22 protein-coding genes are annotated in these 23,944 nt (G+C 37.8%); 4 read left to right on the forward strand and 18 right to left on the reverse strand.

The window, feature by feature from the left end; translation table 11 throughout:
* From CH354_RS03430 to CH354_RS03445, 4 genes are read right to left on the reverse strand one after another with little or no spacing between them, the layout of a single operon-like run.
* Positions 1 to 1,104, reverse strand: a complete 1,104-nt coding sequence (locus CH354_RS03430; protein WP_100725405.1) for a beta-barrel domain-containing protein — start codon at positions 1,102 to 1,104, stop codon at positions 1 to 3.
* Complete coding sequence (locus CH354_RS03435) at positions 1,097 to 4,162, reverse strand: peptidase domain-containing ABC transporter (RefSeq protein WP_100725406.1); 3,066 nt, start codon at positions 4,160 to 4,162, stop codon at positions 1,097 to 1,099. Before CH354_RS03435 ends, CH354_RS03430 begins: the two co-directional genes overlap by 8 nt.
* The gene (locus CH354_RS03440; protein ID WP_100725407.1) at positions 4,163 to 5,749 is read right to left on the reverse strand and encodes a nucleotidyl transferase family protein; all 1,587 of its coding nucleotides are present in this window, start codon (positions 5,747 to 5,749) and stop codon (positions 4,163 to 4,165) included.
* A gap of 6 nt (positions 5,750 to 5,755) precedes the next feature.
* A complete protein-coding gene (locus tag CH354_RS03445) occupies positions 5,756 to 6,937 on the reverse strand; it encodes an acetyl-CoA C-acetyltransferase (RefSeq protein WP_100725408.1) in 1,182 nt (393 codons plus the stop codon).
* Between the two features lie 89 nt (positions 6,938 to 7,026).
* Between CH354_RS03445 and CH354_RS03450 the strand changes: the two genes are divergently transcribed.
* Positions 7,027 to 8,424: a DUF6938 domain-containing protein gene (locus CH354_RS03450; RefSeq protein ID WP_100725409.1), complete on the forward strand. Its 1,398-nt coding sequence runs from the start codon at positions 7,027 to 7,029 to the stop codon at positions 8,422 to 8,424.
* A 4-nt stretch (positions 8,425 to 8,428) separates the two neighbouring features.
* On the opposite strand, the gene CH354_RS03455 is transcribed toward CH354_RS03450, so the two are convergent.
* Positions 8,429 to 8,782 carry an Hpt domain-containing protein gene (locus tag CH354_RS03455; RefSeq protein WP_238760340.1) on the reverse strand — a complete coding sequence of 118 codons (354 nt, stop codon included), beginning with the start codon at positions 8,780 to 8,782 and terminating at the stop codon, positions 8,429 to 8,431.
* Positions 8,783 to 8,881: 99 nt separating this feature from the next.
* Here CH354_RS03455 and lpxA point away from each other — a divergent pair, with 99 nt between their 5' ends.
* Positions 8,882 to 9,688, forward strand: a complete 807-nt coding sequence (gene lpxA / locus CH354_RS03460) for an acyl-ACP--UDP-N-acetylglucosamine O-acyltransferase (protein ID WP_100725411.1) — start codon at positions 8,882 to 8,884, stop codon at positions 9,686 to 9,688.
* Positions 9,685 to 10,653, forward strand: a complete 969-nt coding sequence (gene galE / locus CH354_RS03465; RefSeq protein WP_100725412.1) for a UDP-glucose 4-epimerase GalE — start codon at positions 9,685 to 9,687, stop codon at positions 10,651 to 10,653. The genes lpxA and galE overlap by 4 nt, the downstream gene beginning before the upstream one ends.
* Here the strand turns inward: galE and CH354_RS03470 are convergent.
* Genes CH354_RS03470 through CH354_RS03490 form a run of 5 tightly spaced genes read right to left on the reverse strand, consistent with a single transcriptional unit; the run spans position 10,648 to position 15,616 of the window.
* Positions 10,648 to 11,436, reverse strand: coding sequence for a M15 family metallopeptidase (locus tag CH354_RS03470; protein ID WP_207762621.1), 789 nt, complete (start codon positions 11,434 to 11,436; stop codon positions 10,648 to 10,650). The genes galE and CH354_RS03470 overlap by 6 nt on opposite strands.
* A gap of 26 nt (positions 11,437 to 11,462) precedes the next feature.
* Positions 11,463 to 13,523 carry an ATP-dependent DNA helicase RecG gene (recG, locus tag CH354_RS03475; protein ID WP_100725414.1) on the reverse strand — a complete coding sequence of 687 codons (2,061 nt, stop codon included), beginning with the start codon at positions 13,521 to 13,523 and terminating at the stop codon, positions 11,463 to 11,465.
* A 5-nt stretch (positions 13,524 to 13,528) separates the two neighbouring features.
* Positions 13,529 to 13,930 carry a hypothetical protein gene (locus tag CH354_RS03480; RefSeq protein WP_100725415.1) on the reverse strand — a complete coding sequence of 134 codons (402 nt, stop codon included), beginning with the start codon at positions 13,928 to 13,930 and terminating at the stop codon, positions 13,529 to 13,531.
* Positions 13,931 to 14,935, reverse strand: coding sequence for a metallophosphoesterase family protein (locus tag CH354_RS03485; protein ID WP_100725416.1), 1,005 nt, complete (start codon positions 14,933 to 14,935; stop codon positions 13,931 to 13,933).
* Positions 14,936 to 15,616 carry a hypothetical protein gene (locus CH354_RS03490; protein WP_100725417.1) on the reverse strand — a complete coding sequence of 227 codons (681 nt, stop codon included), beginning with the start codon at positions 15,614 to 15,616 and terminating at the stop codon, positions 14,936 to 14,938.
* A gap of 56 nt (positions 15,617 to 15,672) precedes the next feature.
* Here CH354_RS03490 and CH354_RS03495 point away from each other — a divergent pair, with 56 nt between their 5' ends.
* On the forward strand, positions 15,673 to 16,674 hold the full coding sequence (locus CH354_RS03495) for an NAD(P)H-dependent glycerol-3-phosphate dehydrogenase (protein ID WP_100725418.1): 1,002 nt from the start codon (positions 15,673 to 15,675) through the stop codon (positions 16,672 to 16,674).
* On the opposite strand, the gene CH354_RS03500 is transcribed toward CH354_RS03495, so the two are convergent.
* The 8 genes from CH354_RS03500 to CH354_RS03535 form a co-directional block, all read right to left on the reverse strand.
* Entirely contained in the window at positions 16,671 to 17,075 is a 405-nt protein-coding gene (locus CH354_RS03500; RefSeq protein ID WP_100725928.1) for an MAPEG family protein, read from the reverse strand. The genes CH354_RS03495 and CH354_RS03500 overlap by 4 nt on opposite strands.
* 100 nt (positions 17,076 to 17,175) lie before the next feature.
* Entirely contained in the window at positions 17,176 to 17,994 is an 819-nt protein-coding gene (locus CH354_RS03505) for an alpha/beta fold hydrolase (protein ID WP_100725419.1), read from the reverse strand.
* Between the two features lie 32 nt (positions 17,995 to 18,026).
* On the reverse strand, positions 18,027 to 18,782 hold the full coding sequence (gene map / locus CH354_RS03510; protein WP_100725420.1) for a type I methionyl aminopeptidase: 756 nt from the start codon (positions 18,780 to 18,782) through the stop codon (positions 18,027 to 18,029).
* Positions 18,783 to 19,757 carry an arsenosugar biosynthesis radical SAM (seleno)protein ArsS gene (gene arsS, locus CH354_RS03515; protein WP_100725421.1) on the reverse strand — a complete coding sequence of 325 codons (975 nt, stop codon included), beginning with the start codon at positions 19,755 to 19,757 and terminating at the stop codon, positions 18,783 to 18,785.
* Positions 19,758 to 19,760: 3 nt separating this feature from the next.
* Positions 19,761 to 20,099 carry an arsenosugar biosynthesis-associated peroxidase-like protein gene (locus tag CH354_RS03520; protein WP_100725422.1) on the reverse strand — a complete coding sequence of 113 codons (339 nt, stop codon included), beginning with the start codon at positions 20,097 to 20,099 and terminating at the stop codon, positions 19,761 to 19,763.
* A gap of 146 nt (positions 20,100 to 20,245) precedes the next feature.
* The gene (locus CH354_RS03525) at positions 20,246 to 21,097 is read right to left on the reverse strand and encodes a hypothetical protein (protein ID WP_100725423.1); all 852 of its coding nucleotides are present in this window, start codon (positions 21,095 to 21,097) and stop codon (positions 20,246 to 20,248) included.
* On the reverse strand, positions 21,094 to 21,870 hold the full coding sequence (locus tag CH354_RS03530; RefSeq protein WP_100725424.1) for an enoyl-CoA hydratase/isomerase family protein: 777 nt from the start codon (positions 21,868 to 21,870) through the stop codon (positions 21,094 to 21,096). The genes CH354_RS03525 and CH354_RS03530 overlap by 4 nt, the downstream gene beginning before the upstream one ends.
* A 1-nt stretch (position 21,871) precedes the next feature.
* Positions 21,872 to 23,920: an AMP-dependent synthetase/ligase gene (locus CH354_RS03535; protein ID WP_100766279.1), complete on the reverse strand. Its 2,049-nt coding sequence runs from the start codon at positions 23,918 to 23,920 to the stop codon at positions 21,872 to 21,874.
* Positions 23,921 to 23,944 lie beyond the last annotated feature (24 nt).

Raw genomic sequence — 23,944 nt, forward strand, 5'->3', positions numbered from 1 at the left:
TTAATTCCTTGGATCAGCGTAACGAAATAAAATTTGATAAATGTTTTTTCTATCAATTACAATGTCTGCTACAACTTTTAAACCTGGAAACAATTGAAACTTTTTTCCATCTTGGTTTAAATCCTGTGTTCCCAAAACCAAAATCACACTAAACGAATCCTTATCTTTTGTATTGGGAATGATTTGAGAAACAATTCCTTCTACAACACCAAAATCATTTTGGTGAAAAGCCTTTACCTTAATCACTGCAGTCAGTCCAAGTTTGACTGCACCAATATCCTTACTACTCACTTCTACAATGGCTTCTAAAGGCTGTCCTTCTTCCATAAGTGAAGCGACTGTTTGGCCTCGAATGATGTTTTGACCTACGTTATTAACTGCTAATTCACCAATCACTCCAGAAAAAGGCATACGAATCACTGCATTGGCAACTCTTTCCTTTTTTAATTTTGTATCTCCGCGAAGACTTGCGATTATATTTTCTTCTCGTTGAATTTCATCTTTTAAATTTCCAAATTCTTCATTAAACTCTAATAAACTTTGGTCATAAATGAACTTTGCACCAACTCCATTTTGAAAATCCATATAAGCTTTTTTTAAACTTACAAACTTACTTAGTACACCTCCCGATAAGGATGATCCAGAATTGTTTTCTAAATTATAAGCAAGACTCTTTAAAATTTTTTCAGCCTCACGTTTATTACGAATTAATCTTTGTAATTTTTTTTCTTCGTAATCTAAATTGTTCGCATCTTTTGAAAGTTCAATTTGTTGTTCGGAGAATTCTAATTCCATAATGGGATCTCCTTTTTTAAGAAAATCACCTGATTTTACATACAAATTGGTAAGTGTACCTGTTTCTAATGCTTCTACTACATGATAATTACCTTTTGGGCGAATGTTACCGTTTGCTTGTACGACAACATCGACTCGTCCAAAAACTAAAAACAAAACAAAACAGAAAAAGAATACTGCGATAAGATAAATACCTTTCTTTTCCCAGTTAGGTGCTGGATGTTTCAGTAATTCATCATAATACGAAGCAGAATGCCTAGATTCCCAATTAGAATCTGTTTCTTTTAGGTTCTTAAATTTTTTAAACATGGCTTTCCTCTTCGGTTAACGTAGGGAACAAATGATAGTAGTAACCTTTTGTTTGAATCAGTTCAGCATGAGTTCCCATTTCAACGATTCGACCTTCATCAAGGACAATAATTTTATCTGCACTAACTGTAGTATGTAGTCGATGAGAAATCTGAATCACAGTACGATCCAAAAAAACAGTTTCCCATTGTGATTGAATGTGAGCTTCCGTTTCGGAATCCAATGCAGAAGTAGGTTCATCTAAAAATAGAATACTTGGATTTGTGACTAAAGCGCGTGCTATCGCAAGTCTTTGTTTCTGACCTCCCGATAACCCAACTCCAGACTCACCAATTTTGGTCTCATATTTCATTGTGAATCTTTCCACAAACTGATCAACAGAGGCTAACTTAGCACCAGCTAATAATGATTCCATATGGAGTGAGGGATTTTTTTTAGATAAATTTTCTGTGATCGTTCCAGAGAATAAAATTGGATTTTGTTCGACTGCACCGAATTGGATTCTAACTTCTTCAGGATCAAGTGTAGATAAATCAAATGAATCGACAAAAACTTTGCCTTTCGTTGGGGAAAGTGTTCCCATCATAATTCGCATGAGTGTAGATTTGCCACACCCACTTCTGCCTACGATTGCAATTTTTTCTCCTGCTTCGATATCTAGGTTGATCTCTTTTAGAATTTCAGAAGACCCTTCTGAGTATCGAAAACTTACATTGTCCAATTTAATTCTACCCGATAATCTAGGAAGTTCACCAAACGGCCGTAAACTGACAATTTCACCTGGAAGCGAATAAATTTCAGTGAGTCTCATACGAGATTCTCTTAATTCATGTAAATCCTCATACAAGTGGCATAATCTTACGATTGGCTCCATAAGTAAGGAATAAAGTATTAAAAAACCCAAAAAACTTCCAAGTGATAATTGTTCATCTAAAACAAGATTCACTCCATAGGCAATGACTGAAATCAATCCTATTTGCTCAAAGAATTTGCTAATCAATTCGAGGATATGTACTCTTTTTCCCACTCTAAGGTTTGTTAAGATTGTCCTCGCAATTTCATTTAATCCTTTTGCTAAATAACGACTTTCGATTGAAGAAGCTTTGATCAATTGAATGCCTGAAAACAAAGATAGAAAAAAGGAAGTTGTTTTTTTCTTAGATTCGAAACTATGTTTTTGTAACTTTTTGATTTTTGAGCTAGAACGAACGACAACGATTGCATATACGATTAAAAAAAATAATCCGACAAAGGATAATCCACCATCCAATCGAAATAAAATGAATAAATAAATTGGAAGTGTAATGAGGTCCAAAATTAAAAACAAACCCGATCTTTGTGTGATTTCCAAAATTCTTTGGTTCTCTTTTAGTCTTTGTGTAAAATCTCCAGTCTCAAATTTACGAAACTCTGGAAGTGTTAGATTTAAAATATGTTGAAAAAATCTAACAAAGTAATTATATTCCAAATTTTGCATGAGACCAATCGAGATCAAATTGCGGAAAAGGGAAAACAATGATTGGAAAAAAACAGAAAGAGTTACACCAAATACAACGGTAAACAAAAAGTTTCGATCGGAAAAAACTAGAACTTGGTCAACAATCTGGCGAATTAAATAAGGTAACGAAAGTGATAAGATTGCTGAAAAAAAAGTAGCCACCATTACCCAACGAATCTCTTTCTTTTTAGGGCTAAATAACATCCTTAGTTCTTTAAAAAAACTAATCAAACTTACTTCTGCTGACAAACTGCTTGGAGCAAGAGAAAATTGTAAGATCACTCCATCCCACAGTTTTAGAAATTGTTCAGTTGATAATTCATATACTCCTTTAATGGGATGTGAGATTAAAATTGCATCTAATTCAGGATCAACTAAATATAATAAACATGGAATATTTTCATCGTCTGTGATGAAAACTGGATTCTCTAAACTTGTTAATTCTGAAAATGGAATATGAAGTTGTTTTGTTAAGAAACCAAGTTTTTCTAATTCGATTGCTAATTCAAAAATACCAGGAACAATATTTCGACTCAGTTCATTTTTAATTCTTATTTTCCAATTTGATGGAAGTGCTTTGTCAAAGGTCCTTAATGCCAACTCAGAACAAACCAATCCAACAAGACTCATTTGGTCAGTTGTCACTTGTTCAATTAAAATAGTTCGAGTTGTTTTCCTGATTTCAAATCGTTTCGATACAAAAGGACGAATTGAATTTTCTTCTTTTTCCTTTGATTTGTAAGTGGAATACCTTAAGAGTCTTGATTGGACTATCTCTTCAAGTTTGTTTCCTTTTTCGGCACCGATGACCTTACGAAAAACATTTCCAGGAATTTGATAGAGTTCGGAGTCTTCCGCTGTGATGGCACTTGCTAATCTTTTTTGTTGTTTAAAGATCGCAATTTCACCAAGGATATCACCTGATTTCATAATCGAGATGATTTTCCTTGGATTTTCAGTTCTGATTTGTACTTTTCCAGAACGGACTATGTAAGCTGATTCTCCAGACTCACCTTCAACAAAAATGAATTCACCTTGTGGAACTTTAATGAGTTGTATCGATTTTAGAATGGATTTGATTTCTTCAGGGGATAATTCATCAAAAAAACTTAGTTTGCGAACGTAATGAAATTTTTCTTGTTCTTCTTCTCTATGTTTTGCTTTTTCAGCTATTTCAGGATGAGATTCAACTAACTTTAAAAAACGGGAAGTTGGTAATAATAAAACAATAGAAGGTTCAAGTGCGTAATAATCATGTTTTGATGGAGTTTTTGTTAAAGTGATCCTTTCCCCTATCGACTCACCTTCTTCAACGAATGCATACCTTCCTAAATGAAGGTCCTCTTTGTTTTGTTTCATTCCAAATTTGCCTGTGAGAACAAAATGAATGTACTCAGGCATTTGGTTTGCTTTGATTAGTATTTGTCCAATCCGAACAAATTTAACTTCAATAAATGGGATTAATGATTCTCGTTCCGAATCGTCTAATTCTGCTAATAAATAATTAGACCGAAATACATTACGAATTTTTTCAAGATTACGCCTAACTTCTGATTGCATCTATTTTTCCGCTAACATGAGCATATGAGTCACAGGGAAATCAAAAGGGATTAGGTCTGCGGTCAGTTTTGGATTTGGGATCCTTGGTAAAAAAAGTTTTATTTTACCTTCATATCGATTTTTTACGAGCCATTCATTTCGATAGGCACGCGAATTCGGGGAAATTTTAAAACCAATTGATTCTAATTGTTCTTTCCACTCATTAAAACTCCAAAAACAAAAGGACTCGTGCATTTCACTTTTCCAATTGTCAGTATAATCTTTTTTTGAGATGTATTCGCAGATATCCTTGAGTTTCATACAATGGTATTCTATACCATCGACTAAAATGGAAGTCGTCCTAAGCACATAACCTTGCTCTTTGCGAAAGTCTTGTTGGAATTGGAAAAATCTTTCTTTGGTCGATTGGGATTCCAGGTAATCTTTAAAACTTGGAAATTTCTCAGGACCAAACCCTTGGTTTGTACTCGAATCCTCTTCCATCCAGACATAAACTTCTTTTTCTTTGTCTTCTGGACCGACAACATCCCGATTGATCCAAACCCCTCCATAAACAAGTTCCTCAAAACGGTTTTTGATAAATGCCAGGAGTTGTGACCTGTCACCGTATGATTCGATTTCATGAGTTAGCGATGAGGTATGTATGGCATTCATACTGAGACGTGGATAAACAAGTCCACTCACAGCATTTTTACGCAGAAAAAAGACATTGGGATTTTGGAACTCACCATTTTCTTTTCTTTGTTCACAGAGTTGGTAAAGATGGCGTGCGATTTCCACTCCATAAAAATCAGATTCTGTATACTTAGGATCCTGACAGACAAGTTTGATCCAAGAACCAACAGCACATCCGATATCCCCAATCCGACCTGGTCTCAAAAAGGGAACTGTTTCTTGGAATTTTAGTTCGGCGATTTCATCCATCTCACGGACATAGGTATTATAATCCCGAGATTCGGTTAGGTCTCCATCATCTCCGATCAGAGAATCAGAAAACAACATATCTACTTTTTCAAATAAACCATAATCCTTCCACAAACGTATACAGGCAGGATCAAGATTTTGTTTTGATTCTTTTTGTTTTAAAACAATACTTTCTAATTCTTCCCAAGGAAGTTTTGCCAAAAACGAATCCGCTGAACCAGGGTCTTTTTCAACCGGTAAAACTTTGAAGCCAAGTTCCAGATACAAGTTCGCCACTGGAGTGGAACAAAGGACTATTGTATTCTCGGGAGTTAACTTTAACATTAACTCAGTTTCTACTTCAATTTTTTTAATTGTATACGAAGCAAAGTTAGGTGACTGACCAATGTCATCGATTGGAATGACAAAACTTGGAATGTTGAGTTCTTTAGAGAAATCCTGAATCATCATCGCCCTTTGGTAAAGGGGAAGTGGGTTACGCCTTGTGTTGTTATGATTGGCCGATGTAACGGCAAAGATGATGGCACTTGGGTGTTTAGAAATTTGTAATGGATTTCCAAACACATCCAATTCTTCCGAGAGTCCCATGTTTACCAAACGAAGTAAGTATTCCTTTTGGTACCTGGTGAGGAGATGGTGACGCCCCGGAAGGAGTAGGTACATTTTGTACTATGCTTTAGGGTTTTCTAAAACAATCGCGATTCCTTGTCCTCCACCGATACAAAGAGAAGCAACACCATACTTCACTCCACGTCTTTGCATCTCAAGAGCCAAGGTCAAAGTCACACGATTACCCGATGCTCCGAGTGGATGTCCAATTGCAACAGCTCCACCGTTCACATTGGTGATCTTAGGATCAAGACCAAGTTCCTTTTGCACCGCTAAGTACTGTGCTGCAAATGCTTCATTCACTTCGACTAGTCCAATGTCTTTTAAACTGAGTCCTGCTTTTTGTAAAGCAGCTGGAATTGCCAGTGCAGGCCCAATTCCCATCTTTGCAGGATCACAACCAGCGTGGCCCCATGATTTTACAATTGCGAGTGGTTCTTTGCCGAGTTTTTTTGCTTGGGATGCGGATGCAACAATCATTGCGGAAGCTCCATCATTGATCCCAGAGGCATTACCTGCAGTCACTGATCCATCTTTTTTGAAGGCAGGTTTTAATGTGGCAAGTTTTGCTCCACCAGCCTTACCTTTGATGAATTCATCTTTATCAAACACAATTGGATTTTTTCCACTGATCGTGATAGGATGGATTTCATCTTTTAGAATTCCTTTGTTAGTAGCTTCTTCTGCACGTTCTTGTGAAGTTGCTGCCCAAGCATCTTGTTCTTCTCTGGAAATTTTGTATTGGTCAGATAAGTTTTCTGCCGTCATCCCCATAGGAAGTTCTACATAAATGTCTGTTAAACCTTGTGCAAGTGAATCTTCGAATTCTGCATTTCCATAACGAACTCCAAATCTTGCATTGCGTACAACATAAGGTGCATTACTCATGGATTCCACTCCACCAGCTAGAACCGTGTGAGCTTCACCTAACATGATCTTTTTGGCAGCTTGGATCACTGCTTCCATTCCCGAACCACAAAGTCTATTGAGTGTTAAGGCTGGACTTGTGATTGGAACTCCTGATTTTAACCCAATGTGACGAGCTAAATAAATTCCATCTTTACCAGTAGGGATAACATTTCCAAAAATACTTTCTTCAATTAAGGAAGGATCAACACCCGTTTTTTGGAGTGCTGCTTTTGATACTTCGACCCCTAGGTCTACGGCACTCATGTCTTTGAGAGTTCCGCCAAAACTACCGAATGCGGATCTCAGTCCGCCCAAAATGTAAACTTGTTCCATAGATACCAGGAATGGGCAAAATTGGTCACCTGTCAGCTAAGAATTGAAATTTCACTTGAAAGAGAATGCCAGTTCAATAGACTTCCTGCATGAATCGAGAACCAATGTTCGGCCTAGACACAGGTTTTATTTCCAAACAAACCGCAGGCCTCATTCGAGGGATCCTCCAAAAACGTTATTCCATTGGAGAAAGCTCCATTCCCTTATTTTCTTCCCCTTCCCCTTTGTACCCAGGTCTAGAACTCATTTCCGACAAAGGAGAAAACCCAATTGAATCACGATTGCTCGTTGGAAGCATTCGGATGGGATACGGTCACCACCGGATGGCACTTTCTGTGTATTCCCATTCTTTGAAAAAAAACATCCCCACTTACTTACACGATTTACTTGCCATCACCTCTCCTGAATCAAAAGCCATTGCCGACATCGATTCTGGTTATAGTTTTTTCTCTCGGATGAGTGCTGAGATAGGTGGACCCGTGGAATGGATTTGGGGACAACTTATGTCACAGGGAAATTTAACCTCACTTGAACTTTCATGTCAACTTGCTGCCCTTTACAAAGGACTCATGAATGGAATTCCAAAAGATTCACCTGTCATCACCACATACCCGTTAAATGGTCAAATTGCTGTTGCTTCTGGTTTTAACAAAATCATTCATTTGATTTGTGATAACTACCCTCAATACTACTTACTTGTTCCAGGAGCATTAAACTTAGTACAATCTCCTTCCTCTTATACCAAGTTTATCGAAATGGGTGTTCCTAAAGACAACCTCGCTGTTGCTGGGCATTGGGTATCAGAAGACATTGTATCAAATGCTGTGACTGATTCTGAAAATAGAGTGAGAAGGATTGATTCCAAAAAAATCCGAAGGTTCTTAATCCCAATTGGTGGAGCAGGTGCACAAAAAGGTTATATTTTAGATCTCATTCGTTTGACCAAGTCATATCTCACCAATAGAAAAGCTGTGTATTGGATTAACACTGGTGACCATGTGAAAGTGCTCAAAGCGATTGAAGAGTATTTGATTTTTCAGAAAATACCTTATTTATCGATTGATTCCTGGGAAGACCTCCTAACATTCATTACACGTCACCCTCTCAGGTCAGAAGACAATGAAAACAATCCACCTGTTGTGTTGTTTCATTTTCCAACCCACACAGAAGCATTTTCAGCAACTGATAGGCTCATTCGAATCGCAGATGTCCTTGTCACCAAACCATCTGAGTTGGCATTTTTCCCTATTCCCAAACTGTTTATCCGCAGGGTTGGAGACCATGAAGCGGCGTCAGTCATAAGGTCTTTGGAACTAGGAGAAGGAACTGTGGAATGTAGGGAAGTGATGCATGCAAAGGAGCTGGTTCAAATTTTCACTGAGTCCGATGATTTGTTACTCAGAATGAACGAATCCATTATCAAAAATACAATCGAAGGGATCTATAACGGAAGTAAAACGGCCGTCGAAATGGCGACCGCAACATGAAGATTTAAGAGGAGAACTTTTTCTCTAACTCTAGTTTCGTGGATTCCCAAATCCCTGGAATTTTTTTTCCTTCGGTAATGGATGAGTCCACGTCTCCTGACTTCACAAGAGCCTCTGCTTTGACCACCACTTCCGAAAGACCTGCCAGTCCAAAATTGGCAGCAACTCCTTTGATTTGGTGGAGTTCGGATTGAAGTTCTTTTGGATCTTTGGATAACATCAATCGGTCCAAATTTTCAACCCGAGTCGCCATATTTTCCAATAGCGAAGTAATCATTTCCTTAAGCCATGCTTGGTCTTCAGGATCATTCATATCCACAAGAGATTCGATTCGCGACCAGTCTATTAACAAGTTCACACCACCCATTCAAAAGATAACAGACTCATAAAAGCGTGTAAATTACATTTTAAAAAATCATTTGCAGGTCTTTCCAATTGGTTTTTTTTGTAATTCAATATGAAAATACACCCCACTGCCATCATCGATCCAAAGGCGGAATTACATGAATCCGTTGAAGTAGGTCCATTTTGTATCATCGAAAAAGATGTGAGAATTGGAGAAGGAACCGTCATCGAATCCCACGTAAAAATCTTATCTGGGACGCGGATTGGTAAATTTAACAAAATTTCCTCAGGTGGTAGTTTCGGTGGTTTGCCTCAAGATTTAGCCTTCAAACCCGAAACCAAAACGTATTTGGAAATTGGGGATCACAATCATTTTAGAGAAAACGTTATTTTTCATAGGGGTACTGTTGAAGGAAAAGCCACTACCATTGGAAACCATAATTATATGATGGGGAATGTCCATATTGCTCATGACGTACTGGTCGGAGACCATAACATCATGGTACAAAATACTATGCTCGCAGGTCACGTAGTCATTGGAAACAAAGTCTTCATTTCTGGTTCTGTTGGAGTTCACCAATTTGTAAGGGTTTCCGATTATGCAATGTTAGCAGGCCTCACAAAGGTAGTAAAAGACGTTCCTCCATATGCAACAGTGGATGGCCATCCAGGACTGATAGTAAGTTTGAATGTTGTGGGAATGAAACGTGCAGGAATTTCTGCCGATGTTCGCCTTGCCATCAAAAGAGTTTATAAAACGATCTATCATAGTGGCCTCAACACAAAACAAGCATTAGCTGAACTTAAAAAAGACCCAAATCCTGCTCCTGAAGTACAAAAAGTAATCGAATTCTTTGAAACAAGTAAACGAGGAGTTGTTGACCATCGTTTTGTTTCTGGCGGATCCGACGAAGAATGAGAGTCCTCGTTACCGGGGGAGCCGGTTATATTGGGAGTCACATTGTCCTAGAACTGATGGAACTGGGACATGAAATCATTATTGTAGATGATATGGAAAAAGGGAACGAAGCCAATTTGTTTCCTGGAAATGAATTTATTAAAGGCGAAATCCAAGATCCAAATATTCTAAAAAGAGCATTTTCCAAAAAGGTTGATGCTGTCTTTCATTTTGCTGCTTGGAAAGCAGCCGGTGAATCCATGACAGATCCATTAAAATATACAATGAATAATTTAAATGGAACCTTCACTTTGTTAAATGCCATGATCCAATATGGTTGTCAGTACTTTGTATTTTCTTCATCCGCCGCGGTATATGGTGCTCCAAAATACTTGCCAATAGACGAAAATCATCCATTACAACCTGAAAACTATTATGGTTATACCAAACTCTGTATTGAAGAGAATTTGGAATGGTTTGATAAACTTAAAAATTTAAAGTCAGCTCGACTACGTTACTTTAATGCTGCAGGTTACGACCCTAAAGGTAGAATCAAAGGAATCGAAAAAACTCCAGCTAACTTACTGCCCATCATCATGGAAGCAGCTTCAGGCATTCGGAAAGGTTTTGAGATTTATGGAAATGATTATGATACAGAAGATGGAACTTGTGTTCGTGATTACATTCATGTAAGTGATTTAGCAAAAGCACATGTTTTGGCTTTGAACTATATCATGGATAAAAATGAAAGTCTAACGATAAACTTAGGTTCGGAAGCTGGTTATTCAGTCAAAGAAATGGCTGATTTATCTGAGAAGGTTGTGGGAAAAGAAATTCCCCACAAAACAGGGCCTAGGCGATTAGGTGACCCTGCGAAATTATTAGCTTCTTCCAAAAAAGCTAGGGAAATTCTGAACTGGACACCAATCTATAGTGATGCAGAAACATTACTATCGAGTATGTGGAATTTGTATAAAAATCTATAAATTCTGCGAACTGATCTTTTCACAATCCGGGTTGATGGACCTTACATAATCCAAAGCCCGGTCACCCAACACTTCAGCACCCATAAAACTTCCAATTAATTTGATCTCACCAGATTGAAATGATTTTACCCATTCTTTCGTGAGTTGGTTTGAGATAGGTGCATAAGACCAATGCCATTTTTCTTCTTGGTAACCTTTATGATTCCGTGTAGAAAGTGGACTGTATGGTTGGCAAAATCCATAACGGGAAGCATTTTCTTTTAGCCAATCGTATAGAATTTTTCCCTTTCCGTTCGATTCAAAATAAGCATTATCCAGTGCATTTAAATCAAAGTCGGTTCCCCAATGGTGACGTGATGTTCCAGGAGCACTCGAAAATTCTAAAATTAAATTAATGATTTCTTCAGGTAATTTACCAGTGATCGGAACTCGCATCGCTTTTTTACCAGAGTATTTGGATTCCCAAATTCCTTTTTGGTGTGAAAAATTACGGAAACTCGATACTAAAAAAATATGTTGTTTATAAGAACTTGGCTTTGAGTCTTCAAAATCATTGATCATTTTGTGAAGCGCTTTTTTAACATCTGGTCTAAGGAAATGTTCTTTTGCATTTTCTTCTAATATAACAGGCGCTAATGGTCCAGGAGAATTGAATTTGCCTGTTAAATAGGAAACTTTATCAATACCCAAATACAAATCAGATTGAGTTTGTTTGACAGGTTTCTCTCCACATACACATAGTATTGAGAGAAAAAACAATAATAGATATTTCGTTCTGAACATGGTAAGGTTCATTTAAAAATTACCGATTAATTCGCAAATAAAAATTTACCTTCACTGAATCGGATCCTCAGTTCAGATACCTCGTTTGGATCATCTAAAGGAAAGGATGTTGCATCCTCTTTTGCATATTCTAAAAGTTCACGATCCACAACCAAATCAGCAATTTTAAACTCAGGCAGTCCACTTTGTTTGACACCTAAAAGTTCACCTGGACCACGGATGGCGAGATCCTTTTCGGCCAAAAAATAACCATCATTGGAGGTTACTAGTGCTTCTAATCGATCTCTCCCTTCATCACTGATAAAATCACCTGTCATCAAAATACAAAAACTTTCCAAATCACTTCGTCCCACTCGACCACGTAACTGGTGTAATTGGGAAATTCCAAATCTTTCTGCATGTTCCACTACTAAAATTGTAGCATTGGGTACATCCACTCCGACTTCCACAACAGTTGTAGTAACTAAAATTTGGATCTCACCTGATTTGAATTTCTCCATTACAAATTCTTTCTCGACACTTTTCATTTTTCCATGTAATAATCCAATTTTAAGATCAGGAAAAATATTTGTTCGTAAGTTTTCATAAGCAACCGTACAAGATTCTAAATCAACCTTCTCCGATTCTTCAACGAGAGGATAAACTATATAACACTGTCTACCAGAACTTACATACTTTCGAATTGAATTGTATACGCCTGTTCGTCGGTCTTCTTTGTACCAACGTGTATCAATAGGTTTACGACCTTTTGGTTTTGTTTTGATATTTACGAGGGTTAGGTCTCCATATAAAGTGAGACAAAGTGTTCTGGGAATTGGAGTTGCAGTCATCGCCAAAATATCAGGATTTTTTCCTTTCGCACGAATGGTCTCCCTTTGGTCGACACCAAACTTATGTTGTTCATCAATGACAACCAGTCCCAGGTCAGAAAAAATCACATCTTCTTGTAATAAAGAATGGGTTCCAATGATAATATTAGATTCGCCAGTTTTGATACGATTTAATTTTTCAGCTCTGGATTTTTTGTTCTCACCACCTAATAACAATTCTATACCAAGGAATGGCATATTGCCCATAAATTTATAAATTGTTTGGTAGTGTTGTCTGGCTAAAATTTCTGTAGGTGCTAAAAAAGCCACTTGGATGTGGTTATCAATATAATGTAAACCGATCAGAAGTGCTGTAATTGTTTTTCCAGAACCTACATCACCCTGTAACAAAAACGCTGATGGTGTATCTGTATTTGTTTTGGAGAGTATTGTCGTAACAGCAATTTTTTGATCTTCTGTTAATTCAAAAGGAAGATTTTTCTCTAATTTAACACGAGACGGTGAATTTGGAAGAGGCCACAACAATCGTTTTACTTTTTGGCGTTCTCTTTGTTTATACAATAAGAGCCTTTGGAAATAAAAAAACTCTTCATAGGCAAATCGTTTTCTGGAAACTTGGACAGTTTCCATCGAATCGGGAAAATGAATTTTACGGAATGCTTCGTCACGACCGAGTAACTGACGTTTTTTGATCAATTTTGACGGAAGGTTTTCTCCAATCTCACCACTTACTAATACTTGGTGGATGAGTTTGCGTAAACCCTTAGAATCCAATCCTTCTTCTTTGAGTGCCTCAGTGGATGGATACAAGGGTATAATTCTTCCAGCATGTATTGAATCTTCCGGATCATCCGTGTCTGATAAAAATTCATATTCAGGATGAACGATTTGATATCCTTTGAAATATTCCAATTTACCAGAGATCACAACTTTTTTCTCAATTGTGAATAGTTTGTGAAAAAAATTAACTCCACGAAAAAAAACTAAGTTGATCCTTTCATTATTTAAAGTGCGAAAACCAACGAGTAATCTGCTCTTTTTACCGTGCACAATGTAACTATCAACAATACTTCCCAGTAAAGTAACATGATCACCTTGTTTTAAAATGATATCCTTTGTAAAATTTCGATCTAAATAACGCCTCGGAAAGTAAGTTAATAACTCGTAGTACGTGGAGACTCCATGTTCTAGCAAAACGGTTTTACGTTTCGGGCCAATTCCTTTTAAATTCGATAAATTTTGTGTGAGATCAAACATAGAATTTATATTTCATCCGTAGGTTTTGGTGGTCCAAATGGATTCTCTTTACCAATATTTGAATCATGATTATTCTTTTCAGAATCTAAAATCAGATAACAATATTTACATCCGTATATTTGTGCCTGTTTTTTCCCTTCACTATTTGTATAAGTAGAAATAGCAGCATATAAATATTCATCTTTTCTAAGAACTGTTCCACAAACAGGGCATAGGCGGAGTCTTGGCAGATTTGGGTCTTTCTCTTTCCCGTAAACCTTTCGTGGATCCCCCACCCGAAGATTTTCTTCTTTTTTAAGGCGTTCTTTTTCTTTTTGGTTTAGAGATTGGTTGTCAACTGCAGAAAGAGCATATAGAAAAAAGGCTACAGTGAATAATACGCCACAAATCGTTAGAAAGGTGACCATTTAATTTCCTCGAATGTAATCTTCGGAACTCACAGTTGAAATTGGATTTTGGGAAATGAGTTTTAATTGTTTTTCCGAACAATCCACTTCAATTAAAGTATGGCATACATCTTCCTTTAATTGGCACAGATTGGATTGTACTACATCTTTTCCTTCCATAAATATTTCAGCATAATACCCACCTTCTTGGAAACCATGTAAAGAGTCCACAGCACCGAAGTTAGATGGATTGATAAAAACAGTATTTTTTGTTTTTTTGATCCCTTGGTCTTCGTGAACATGTCCAGAAACAACAAGAGAAGGAGATTCATCATCTAAATAACGACGTATCCCTTGGCTACCACACTTACCTACTCCAGGGATGGTATCAAAGTATCCATAAGCAGGATTGTGAATCCAACAAATGTCAGGTAATTCCTCTCGGAAAAAGTCCTCAGGTTCACTATAATTTTTTCCATTTTTGGTATATTCGTGAAAAACAACCGTTAGTTTCTCAGGTATCCCCGAAGTCCAAATAGGAGCACCACCATACCCAGATACTTTAATGTTTCTAAAATCAAAACTTTTACGATGCACTTCTCTTTGGTACAATTCCGTGTATTGTAAATCCAAATCATAATTTCCCGGCAAACAATAAACAGGTGATTTTGCGTATTTTAATATCAATTTTTCGATGATTTCATATTTTTCTTTCATCGTTTTGGCAGCTAACTTATATAAGTCTCTATATTTTTGTGACTTTTCAACGATGGCCGTTGAATACTTTTCAGGAAAACGAATGGCATGAGTTGTGAAATCAAAGGGAGTTGAGTCGTCTTTTCTTTCCGTTAACAAATAATACAATTCTTCTTGTACACCACAAAAATCGATGATTCGATCAAAGGAAAAAAATGCTTTGTAGATAATATCTCCGGAAAAAAGGTACAAATCTGCTTCTGTAGATTGTAGAATTTTTTTAAGACCATGAAGACCATCATGGATATCCGTAAGATAAATGATTTTCATTTATTCGTTTTCCCAAAGTAACATCTGAATATCTCTATCCTCTTCTATATAATCGATCTTTAGATATTCAGGTCCAAAAAAATCAACTAGAGGTTTTAATATGGTAGAGGATCTCACAAAGATATACAATTCATTATGATCAGCGACTAGGTATTGGATTTCGATTTTTCCTGCTATTGTCGGAACCAAATTTAGAAAATAATTGAGATCAAATAATAATTCCCATTGTAGACCTGTGATTGATAATATATGGGGAGCGGCATGGATGATGGATTCAAATACCTTTTTTTTATGAAAAGGATCAATTTTAACAAACCACCTAACAAAGTCAAATCGCCTCGGTTTTGTGTCCCATACACGGTATCCAACAATTTTTAACCTTGCTTTGTTATCTTTTACTAACACTGGTTTGAGTCGCACACGGTAACGAATCGAATTTACTTTTAGGATTCTTGCAATCCAAAGCCATTCCATCCTGTAAGTCCCTGTTAAGATGACTTCCCCTTTTGCAGAACCAACTTCCATACTCTCTAAATCAGGGTCTTCTGCGATGATTTCTGTTTGTATGACTTTTTTTAAGCTACCAAGCAGTAAGGTAACTTTGTAATTACTCTTTGGGACCACTTTCGGTGGCAAAAAGAGGTTGAGTGGGTTGAAACGGAAGAGATCCGTTAAAAGCATATTTTAATTTTATTTTCTATTGCCTTTTTGGAAAGCAGATTTAGAATACTGAACTCATGAAGATTGGAATCATAGGTGCTGGAAGTTTTGGCACTGCACTAGGTAGTATTTTGGCAGATAAGGGTTATGACGTCACCCTTTGGACACGGAGTGAGGAACAAGCTCGTTCCATCAATGAAAACCATATGAATTCCAAACATATGCCTGATTTGGTCCTTCCTGAAAAATTGAGGGCGAGTACGGACCTCATCCAGGTGGTAAAAGACAAGGAAATGATTGTTTCCGCACCACCAAGCCATGCGCTATCAGGCATCTTAAAGGAAATCAAAGACCACATTCCCCATAAGGTTCCCATTGTTTCCGCATCAAAAGGGATTGAAAATGAATCCTTACGACTTGTCTCGGAGATTTTTGAATCGGAACTTCCAGGCCAGTACCATTCTCAACTTTCCTATCTTTCTGGTCCTAGTTTTGCGAAAGAAATGGTAAAAAGAGTACCTACCATTGTTTCCATCGCTTCCAAAAACGAAGCAACCGCCAAACGAGTGCAAGAGATCTTTAGTTTCACTTACTTTCGAACCTATTGGACTCCCGATGTAGTTGGTGTGGAAGTGGGTGGTGCTTTGAAAAACGTGATCGCCATTGCCGCAGGTGTCGCCGACGGTCTTGGGTTTGGACAAAATACAAGGGCTGCTCTCATCACACGTGGGTTAAACGAGATCACTCGAATGGGAATCAAAATGGGAGCAGACCCAATGACCTTTCTTGGGCCATCTGGTATGGGAGATTTAGTGCTAACCTGTTGTGGGGAAGCATCTCGGAATCGAACTGTAGGTTTTCGATTGGGCAAAGGAGAGAAGTTAAAAGAAATTTTGGCATCGATGAATGAAGTGGCAGAAGGTGTCAAAACCACACTCTCCACCAAAAATCTCTCGGATAAATTGGGAGTAGAGATGGCAATCACTCAAGAAGTTTATCGTATGTTATACGAAGACAAAGACCCAAAAGAAGTTGTAAAAGCTCTAATGGGTCGTGACCTCAAACGGGAAGGTGTTTAAAACAATTGGATGAGTAAAACAATATAAGTTATAATTTGGATCATATAAAATGTAAAACGGATGTTCACTGCAAGGACATTCGTTCCAATTAAATGAGTGAGGGATTGTAAAACTCTTGCTCCTAAAATCACAAAACCTGCCTGGTTCACAAATTCATTTACCTTTCCTAAACTCACAGTTAAGAATACAACTGCCACAAATAAAGGTAGGTTTTCCAAACTATTAAGATGAGCACGATTTAGCCTCCAATTAAAATCACTTCCATGTTGTATCCCTGCTGGAAATTCATTGGATTTTTTTTTACCAAGTAACACTTGTACACTGCGATAGGTAATCAATGTAACTCCGAGGCCCAAAGTCCAAAGAGTAAATAAAATCAATGCTAAATAGATGGGTTCCACAATTTCTCCTTTGTAACCTTTCACCTATTTAAAGTGAAATGATACAGGCGAGAATTCTAACTGACTCTGGTTCATCTGTAAACCAATTATTGAAAAAAATTTATGTGGGAGAGGATTCTTTAGTTTTCCATCCAATCGATTTGATCTCTTTCCAAACAGAAAGCCAACTCTGAGAAAAAAAATGATCGGGTGCTTCTAGGATTTCTACCAAACGAATATGGTTCCGTTTTGCGAATTGGGAAGTGAATTCCTTTGGAAACCATTTGTCCATTGCTGGTAAAAAAATGGTTATATCGGTTCTTTTTTCAAAATCATAGTTTTCCACCTGAAACCCTGGTAAAAATAAATTCTGTAAGAACTCTGCGAGAGAACCCACTTGTATCCTGGTATTTTTAACCGGAAAAGAAAGATGATTTACTTTACCCGTTTCCAACCAATGAGAAGTGGATAAAGTCTCTAATATCTGTTTGTTGGGAGAATCATCATCTGAAATGTTTGGTAAAAGTAACAAACGACTAAATTCTTCAATGGATTTTGATTCATACAAAAATTCTAAACTTTTGACACTATTTAGTATGGGAGATAATAAAAACAATTTTTGGAACTGGACTTGTTTTGCGTATAAGAGAAGAGCTGCGCCTCCCCCACTGTGTCCAATTCCATACAATGGTTTCCCTATATAATTTTGTTTCTTTAAATATTCATCTAACAGAGTAATGGCGGTTTTTGGATCATAAGTTCCAGTGGAATCACCGTGTGATGGTGGATTGAATCGGATTAACCTGAGTCTGTAATCGATAAGTTCTGAATCGCGGATACGAAAGGAACGTGCATTTCCACCTGTGCTTGGCCAAAGGATGAGAATCCCTTGTGCTCCTTCAGGTGGAACTCCTTGTTCAATGATTTCTAAAGAAGTCAAAGAATCCTCGGTATCGAATATCCAACCAAAAATTACAAAGTGGCAATGATGGGTTTACCATTTTGCACAATGACAGTATGTTCACATTGTGCTACATAACTTAAATTTCCTAACCTGTTCCCTGCCACAAGGGTCCATCCATCTGCTTCTTCAAAGGCAGTTTGGCTACCAGTGGAGATAAAGGATTCAATCGCCAGGACAAGGCCATGGTTCAGTTTGCGATGGTCACGTTTGTCTTCGTAAACCAACACTTGTGGTTCTTCATGGAGTTTTTTTCCAGTTCCATGACCTGCTAAGTTTTTTATGACAGTGAATCCATTTTCTTTGGCTGCAGAATGTATTTCTTTTCCAATATTTCTTAAATAATTTCCAGTATACGCTTGTTTTGTGGCACGCATGGTTCCTTCAATTGCCGTATCACATAGTTTTGCCAAATTTGGATTTGTGTTTCCAACAACAAAGGAAATCCCCGTGTCAGCATAATAACCGTCGAGTTTTGCTGAAACATCTATGTTCACCAAATCCCCGTCTTTCAAAATGGTTTCCTTTTTTGGAATCCCATGAGCGATTTCAAAATTAGTGCTGATACAAGTGTAACCAGGGAATTTGTAATCAAATTTGGGAGCAGAAAATGCACCAGCCTTCTCAAACTCTTGTTTGGCGGACAGATCAAGATCCAATGTGGATACACCTGGTTTTGCCAATAATTTTAAAAGTTCACGTACTTTTGCAACAAACTTGCCAGCTTTTAAAATGCCTTGTAGGTCTTTTTCATTTTGAATTGACATTTATACAATTTCTCCACCACAACTAGAACCAGCTCCAGCTGTACAACCATAACAATGGTTTGCTACAACGATTTCACGTCCAAGAAAGGAGTGCAAATCGAAATCTTTGATGTGTTTTACAACCTTTGATTTTAATTCCAACATTTGATTGAAATCACAATCGTAAACTGACCCATCATACCCAACTGAGATTTGATCGAGACACATCAGTCCATTCACTGTTGCTGGATTGTAAGCATTTACCAATGTTTCCATATACATTTCAAACTTACCACTTCGGACAAGGGATCCTAAAAACCGATTGATGGGAAGGTTATTGATACAAAAGAGTTGGTTGAATACGATTCCATATTTTTTATACAAACTATCTTTGTATTCTTTCTCTAATTGAGCCTGGCCTGAACTTAAAAAAAGTCCATTGGGGTTATAAACCAAATGAATCGGGAGGGTTGTCCCATACCCAAAAGCATTTAACTTCTTTAAGGCGGTAATCGATTTCTGATACACACCCTTTCCTCTTTGGTTATCCGTCACGTTTTCCAAAACAGAAGGTAAGGAAGAAACAATTTCAACCTCATTATCTTTTAGAAATTCATACAACCATTCATAACCTGGTTCCTCTAATATGGTGAGGTTACAACGATCCATCACTCGTTTACCAAGCCGTTTTGCTTCTGTTACTAGAAATTTAAAATGTGGATTCCCTTCTGGAGCACCACCCGTGATATCAACTGTTTCAATCTCTGGAATTTTCGAAATGAGTTCGATACAAAGTTCCGCAGTACTTTGATCCATCATCTCCGTACGAATGGGAGACGCATCCACATGGCAATGCCGACAAGCTTGGTTACACCATTTGCCAACATTGATTTGAAATACCTTAATCGATCGAGCTTGGATTGGTTTTCCAACCGTTTTTAAAAATGGATTCCCGCTATAATTTTGTAAGGTGGAATGTTGTTCGGCTAAGTCCATAAATCAAAACGAAAGTTCGTCAATTTTGTTTTGCATTTGTACACTGTGAACCAAGTTGATTCCCGCAGCCATAGCCGCAGCCACGTGCACAGCTTCATTCATTTGGGCTTCATCAGCACCTTTTTGGAGTGAGGTGGTAGTGTATGCGTCGATACAATAAGGGCATTTTAAAGCATGAGCCACAGCCAATGCAATGAGAGCCTTTTCTCTTTCTGTGAGTGCTCCTTCTGCCATCACAGCATTGTAATACCCAAAAAATTTATCTGCAAGAGCAGGATTTGTACGCCCAATCTCTCCAAATTTTCCTAAGTCTTTTGCATTGTAATAATGATTCTCTGACATGATTTTCCTCTCGATAGAATGAAGTTTTTTGACCTTAGGATTTCGTCAAGGGCAAGCCCGAACTAGGGTATCCAAAAAGACTTTCTATTGGGTCAATATCTTAGACAAAGTTTCTAATTCTTAAGGATTGGTTTTCCATTCTTTTCTTAGCTAAAAGAACGACTAAAGGCAATGACTGTCAGAATCTCCCAAATGATTTGGAAGGGAATGGTGATGGTATCCCAAAGGACGGCAAAAAGCAAAACAGGATACCATTTAACATTCGTTCCATATTTTTCTATAGAATCAATTTCCATATATTGGTTGAGGAGGTATCCATATCCTTTTATGTCTATTTGGTACATCTTACCTACGATTCCCTTTTCATCCACAAGGGCAACGACAAGGGAGTCTTCTGTAGGTTCTTTGGGAATGCGAATGGTCTTGCGAATTCTCGTTTGGCAAAAATCACAAAGAGACAAAGCAAAGGAATTTTTTTCCTTAGCATCTTCGATCGGAATCGCTTCGTAACATGTTTTTTCAGACTTTAATGCAAAACAAATACCGAAGGAATTTTCATATTCAACATATTCAATTTCCTTTGGAATACCTGTGTAATCAACTGTCGATAATTTGTATACAACAGGGAACTCCTTTGATAAATAAAGCGACCAAGAATGAATGTATGAATTTGGACGGAAATAGATACCACCCTTCTGTGTTGTTTCCCCCTGGTTTACAATTTCTCTGATCTTTAATGTGATTAAGTCACTTTGTGGGTGTGGTGTAAACCATTTGCCGGAACTTCGATCCCAAGCATTGAGAGAAGGATTGTATGTTGTCCCATCTTCGGTTTTCAATTCAGGAGATTCAAAGAGAAAATGATAATTAGGTTGGATGAGCTTAACGGAATCCAAATGATTGATTTTTGTAGCAACAATCTTGGATCTCTTTATGACTGCTTTTGTGGCACAATTTATAAAAATTAGTACCACAAATACAATCAAGATTCGCATCATGTGCTAAACTTGGGTCTACGTTTTTCGATGAGTGATAAAAATCCTTCCTGACCATCGGGAGATAAAATCACTTTTGTGAATAAATCTGCATCCAATTGGAATAAGGATTCCATTTGTTTTCGGTAAGGTTCTCGTAAGGCAGTTTTCATCCCACGGCTTGAATTGTAAGTGAGTTTGGAAAGGGATTCCGCAAATTTCATTGCCTCTGGAACTAAAGCCTCAGCACTAAACAATTCATCCACAAGACCAATTTCTTTTGCCTCTGGACCTTTGATTTGTTTCCCTGTGAACAATAAATCTCGAGTGGCTTTCACGCCAACTAAGTCTTGCAATACGATTGTAGGTATCGAAGGAAAATTAAGACCAACAATTGCTTCTGAAAAACCGATCCTTCCCCCTTTGTCCACCATGTAACGGTAATCCGAAAACAATGCAAAAACAGCACCTGCCGCCATACAATGACCATTAATCACTGCAATGGTAGGAACTGGAAAATGGAAATAGGTTTGTGCCGTTCGTAACAACTGTTCTACGGAACGTCTGACATCAGATTCTGATTTCCCATACATGAGAGTTGGTTCGATCCCATTGGAAAAAAATTGTGTTTGAGCGGATGTGAATAATAAAACACGCAAGTTTGGATTGTTTGCGTGTTTGTTTAAGATTTCTTGAAATGAAACAAAGGCTTCAAAATCAAATGTGTTTTTTTCATTGGACTGCATCTTGATTTCCAAGATGCGGTCTCCATGAAAGATCTCTGCAAAAGGAGTCATATTAACTGTTTTTGTAGAGCTCCAAAATTCTGTCTTTGTATTTTTCTGTGATCACATGTCGTTTCATCTTCATGAGGTTTGTGAGTTCGTCCCCAACTTCAAATGGTTTTGTGATGAGAGTTACGTATTGTACTTGTTCGAAGTTTTTGAATCCAGTTTTAACACTGTTAAAATTGCGAACTTCTTTTTTGTAGAAGTCCACTACCTTTGGATGAACAATGAGTTTCTCAGGACTTTTTTCAGTGATTCCATTTTCTTCAGCCCAAGGGATGAGAGCATCAAAGTCAGGAACAATGATTGCTCCGAGAACTTTTTGGTCTTGTCCCACAACCATCGATTGTTTGATGTAAGGTGACTCATCAATTTTGTTTTCGATAGGTACTGGTTCTACGTTTTCCCCACCGAGTAAGACAATGGTATCTTTTGCACGGCCAGTGAGTGTCAGGGTTTTTTTGAAATTGATCATCCCAATATCACCCGTGTTCATCCAATTGTCTACGATGGTCTTTTTAGTGGTTTCTGGGTTTTTGTAATACCCTTTCATCACTTGAGGCCCTTTGATATGGACTACACCTTTGACACCTAACTTTCCAAAAATGATATTCTTTTTGTCGTCGATGTGGCAAAGGACATTCCCAGCATCATCTCGGATTTGTACTTGGCTGAGAGGAACAATATCCCCAACAGAACCCATAATGGGTCGGTCAAATGTCCGAGCCGAAATCACAGGTCCCGTTTCCGTCATACCGTACCCTTCGAGGACTGTGATCCCGATATCCATAAAAAAAGCATCTACGTGTTTCTGAAGAGCCCCACCACCAGAAAGTGTAGCACGTAAGTGGCCACCTGTCGCTTGTCTGATTTTAGAAAGCACAATGCGATCCAAAGTTAAAGAGTTAAAAAGCACACCAAGACCAGCCAAAACATACAGTGGAGTTTTGAGGGCACTTTCTTCTGGCACCAAAAACTGAGACGCAATTAGGGAAAGGATTGTTACTGTAAACGGTCCAGTTAACAACAATTTAACGACTGATACAATGGAAAGAAATAATGATTGAAGGATGTTTCTTCCTTCGTAATCCACTTCCCAATCTTTGAGAAATCGAACCGCTGCATGGTAATGTTTCGAGAAAAAGTATGCAACCTTAAACAAAAACCTTCTGACAGGAGGTGTTTGTTTTGGATCATTGATACGAGTGTAAATCCCGTTATAAATACTTTCCCAAACCCTTGGAGCAGATGCCATAAAGGTAGGTCTTGCTTTTTGGATGTCATTACGAAGTTCAGTTACTTTTGTATAATACGTAGAACCACCATTGATGATCGCAAAGTATTCCACAACTCGCTCAAAGATATGCCAAACTGGTAGAATGGACAACATACGATCGTCTGGAGTCACTTTTGCAACACGAGGTACCACATAATGCATCTGGTGGATCATGTTGGAATGCATAAGCATTACACCTTTTGGCATCCCAGTCGTTCCCGATGTATAAATGAGAGTGTACAAATCATCTGGTTTGATTCCAGACATCCGTTTTTCTGCTTCTCGTTTCCCTTTGGAGCGAAGTTCCTTTCCCTTTTCTAATAGGTCATAGAAGTGTAAAATCCCAGCACCTGACTTGAGTTTGGTGTCTTTGTCCATGATGATCACGGTTTTTACCGATTTCACCTGGGACTTGTTGTTTTTGTATTTTTCGTAAACCTTATCGTTTTCTAAAAAAACAACTTTGGCTTCCGAGTGGTTTAAAATGTAAACGATTTCCGAATCAGTGATATCAGATCCGCGTGGAACATTTGCCGCTCCAGCAGTTAACACAGCACAATCGGCTATGATCCATTCGACTCGGTTGTCAGCTAATACGCCAACATGTTCTCTCGCTTTTACACCCAAATCAATTAGGGCTTCTGCAAGTGCGATACCATCTTCGTAAAGTTGTTTATAGGTAAGTGCTTGGTAATCCTTCTGTGCATTTTTATACCAAAATGCTGGTCTTGGACCAAATTTTTCTGCGGATTCCTTATAAACTTCTGCTAGGTTATTTGCCATATCTCTCCATCTAAAAGCGGTCTT

Origin of the sequence: Leptospira levettii (genome assembly GCF_002812085.1) — a bacterium.
Classification (GTDB): Bacteria; Spirochaetota; Leptospiria; order Leptospirales; family Leptospiraceae; genus Leptospira_A; species Leptospira_A levettii.

What these genes read in the sequence shown, in the direction of transcription:
- CH354_RS03430 (WP_100725405.1), bottom strand. Translation starts at nt 1,104, where the DNA reads ATGTTTAAAAAATTTAAGAACCTAAAAGAAACAGATTCTAATTGGGAA.
- CH354_RS03435 (WP_100725406.1), bottom strand. Translation starts at nt 4,162, where the DNA reads ATGCAATCAGAAGTTAGGCGTAATCTTGAAAAAATTCGTAATGTATTT.
- CH354_RS03440 (WP_100725407.1), bottom strand. Translation starts at nt 5,749, where the DNA reads ATGTACCTACTCCTTCCGGGGCGTCACCATCTCCTCACCAGGTACCAA.
- CH354_RS03445 (WP_100725408.1), bottom strand. Translation starts at nt 6,937, where the DNA reads ATGGAACAAGTTTACATTTTGGGCGGACTGAGATCCGCATTCGGTAGT.
- CH354_RS03450 (WP_100725409.1), top strand. Translation starts at nt 7,027, where the DNA reads ATGAATCGAGAACCAATGTTCGGCCTAGACACAGGTTTTATTTCCAAA.
- lpxA (WP_100725411.1), top strand. Translation starts at nt 8,882, where the DNA reads ATGAAAATACACCCCACTGCCATCATCGATCCAAAGGCGGAATTACAT.
- galE (WP_100725412.1), top strand. Translation starts at nt 9,685, where the DNA reads ATGAGAGTCCTCGTTACCGGGGGAGCCGGTTATATTGGGAGTCACATT.
- CH354_RS03470 (WP_207762621.1), bottom strand. Translation starts at nt 11,436, where the DNA reads ATGTTCAGAACGAAATATCTATTATTGTTTTTTCTCTCAATACTATGT.
- recG (WP_100725414.1), bottom strand. Translation starts at nt 13,523, where the DNA reads ATGTTTGATCTCACACAAAATTTATCGAATTTAAAAGGAATTGGCCCG.
- CH354_RS03480 (WP_100725415.1), bottom strand. Translation starts at nt 13,930, where the DNA reads ATGGTCACCTTTCTAACGATTTGTGGCGTATTATTCACTGTAGCCTTT.
- CH354_RS03485 (WP_100725416.1), bottom strand. Translation starts at nt 14,935, where the DNA reads ATGAAAATCATTTATCTTACGGATATCCATGATGGTCTTCATGGTCTT.
- CH354_RS03490 (WP_100725417.1), bottom strand. Translation starts at nt 15,616, where the DNA reads ATGCTTTTAACGGATCTCTTCCGTTTCAACCCACTCAACCTCTTTTTG.
- CH354_RS03495 (WP_100725418.1), top strand. Translation starts at nt 15,673, where the DNA reads ATGAAGATTGGAATCATAGGTGCTGGAAGTTTTGGCACTGCACTAGGT.
- map (WP_100725420.1), bottom strand. Translation starts at nt 18,782, where the DNA reads ATGTCAATTCAAAATGAAAAAGACCTACAAGGCATTTTAAAAGCTGGC.
- arsS (WP_100725421.1), bottom strand. Translation starts at nt 19,757, where the DNA reads ATGGACTTAGCCGAACAACATTCCACCTTACAAAATTATAGCGGGAAT.
- CH354_RS03520 (WP_100725422.1), bottom strand. Translation starts at nt 20,099, where the DNA reads ATGTCAGAGAATCATTATTACAATGCAAAAGACTTAGGAAAATTTGGA.
- CH354_RS03525 (WP_100725423.1), bottom strand. Translation starts at nt 21,097, where the DNA reads ATGATGCGAATCTTGATTGTATTTGTGGTACTAATTTTTATAAATTGT.
- CH354_RS03530 (WP_100725424.1), bottom strand. Translation starts at nt 21,870, where the DNA reads ATGACTCCTTTTGCAGAGATCTTTCATGGAGACCGCATCTTGGAAATC.
- CH354_RS03535 (WP_100766279.1), bottom strand. Translation starts at nt 23,920, where the DNA reads ATGGCAAATAACCTAGCAGAAGTTTATAAGGAATCCGCAGAAAAATTT.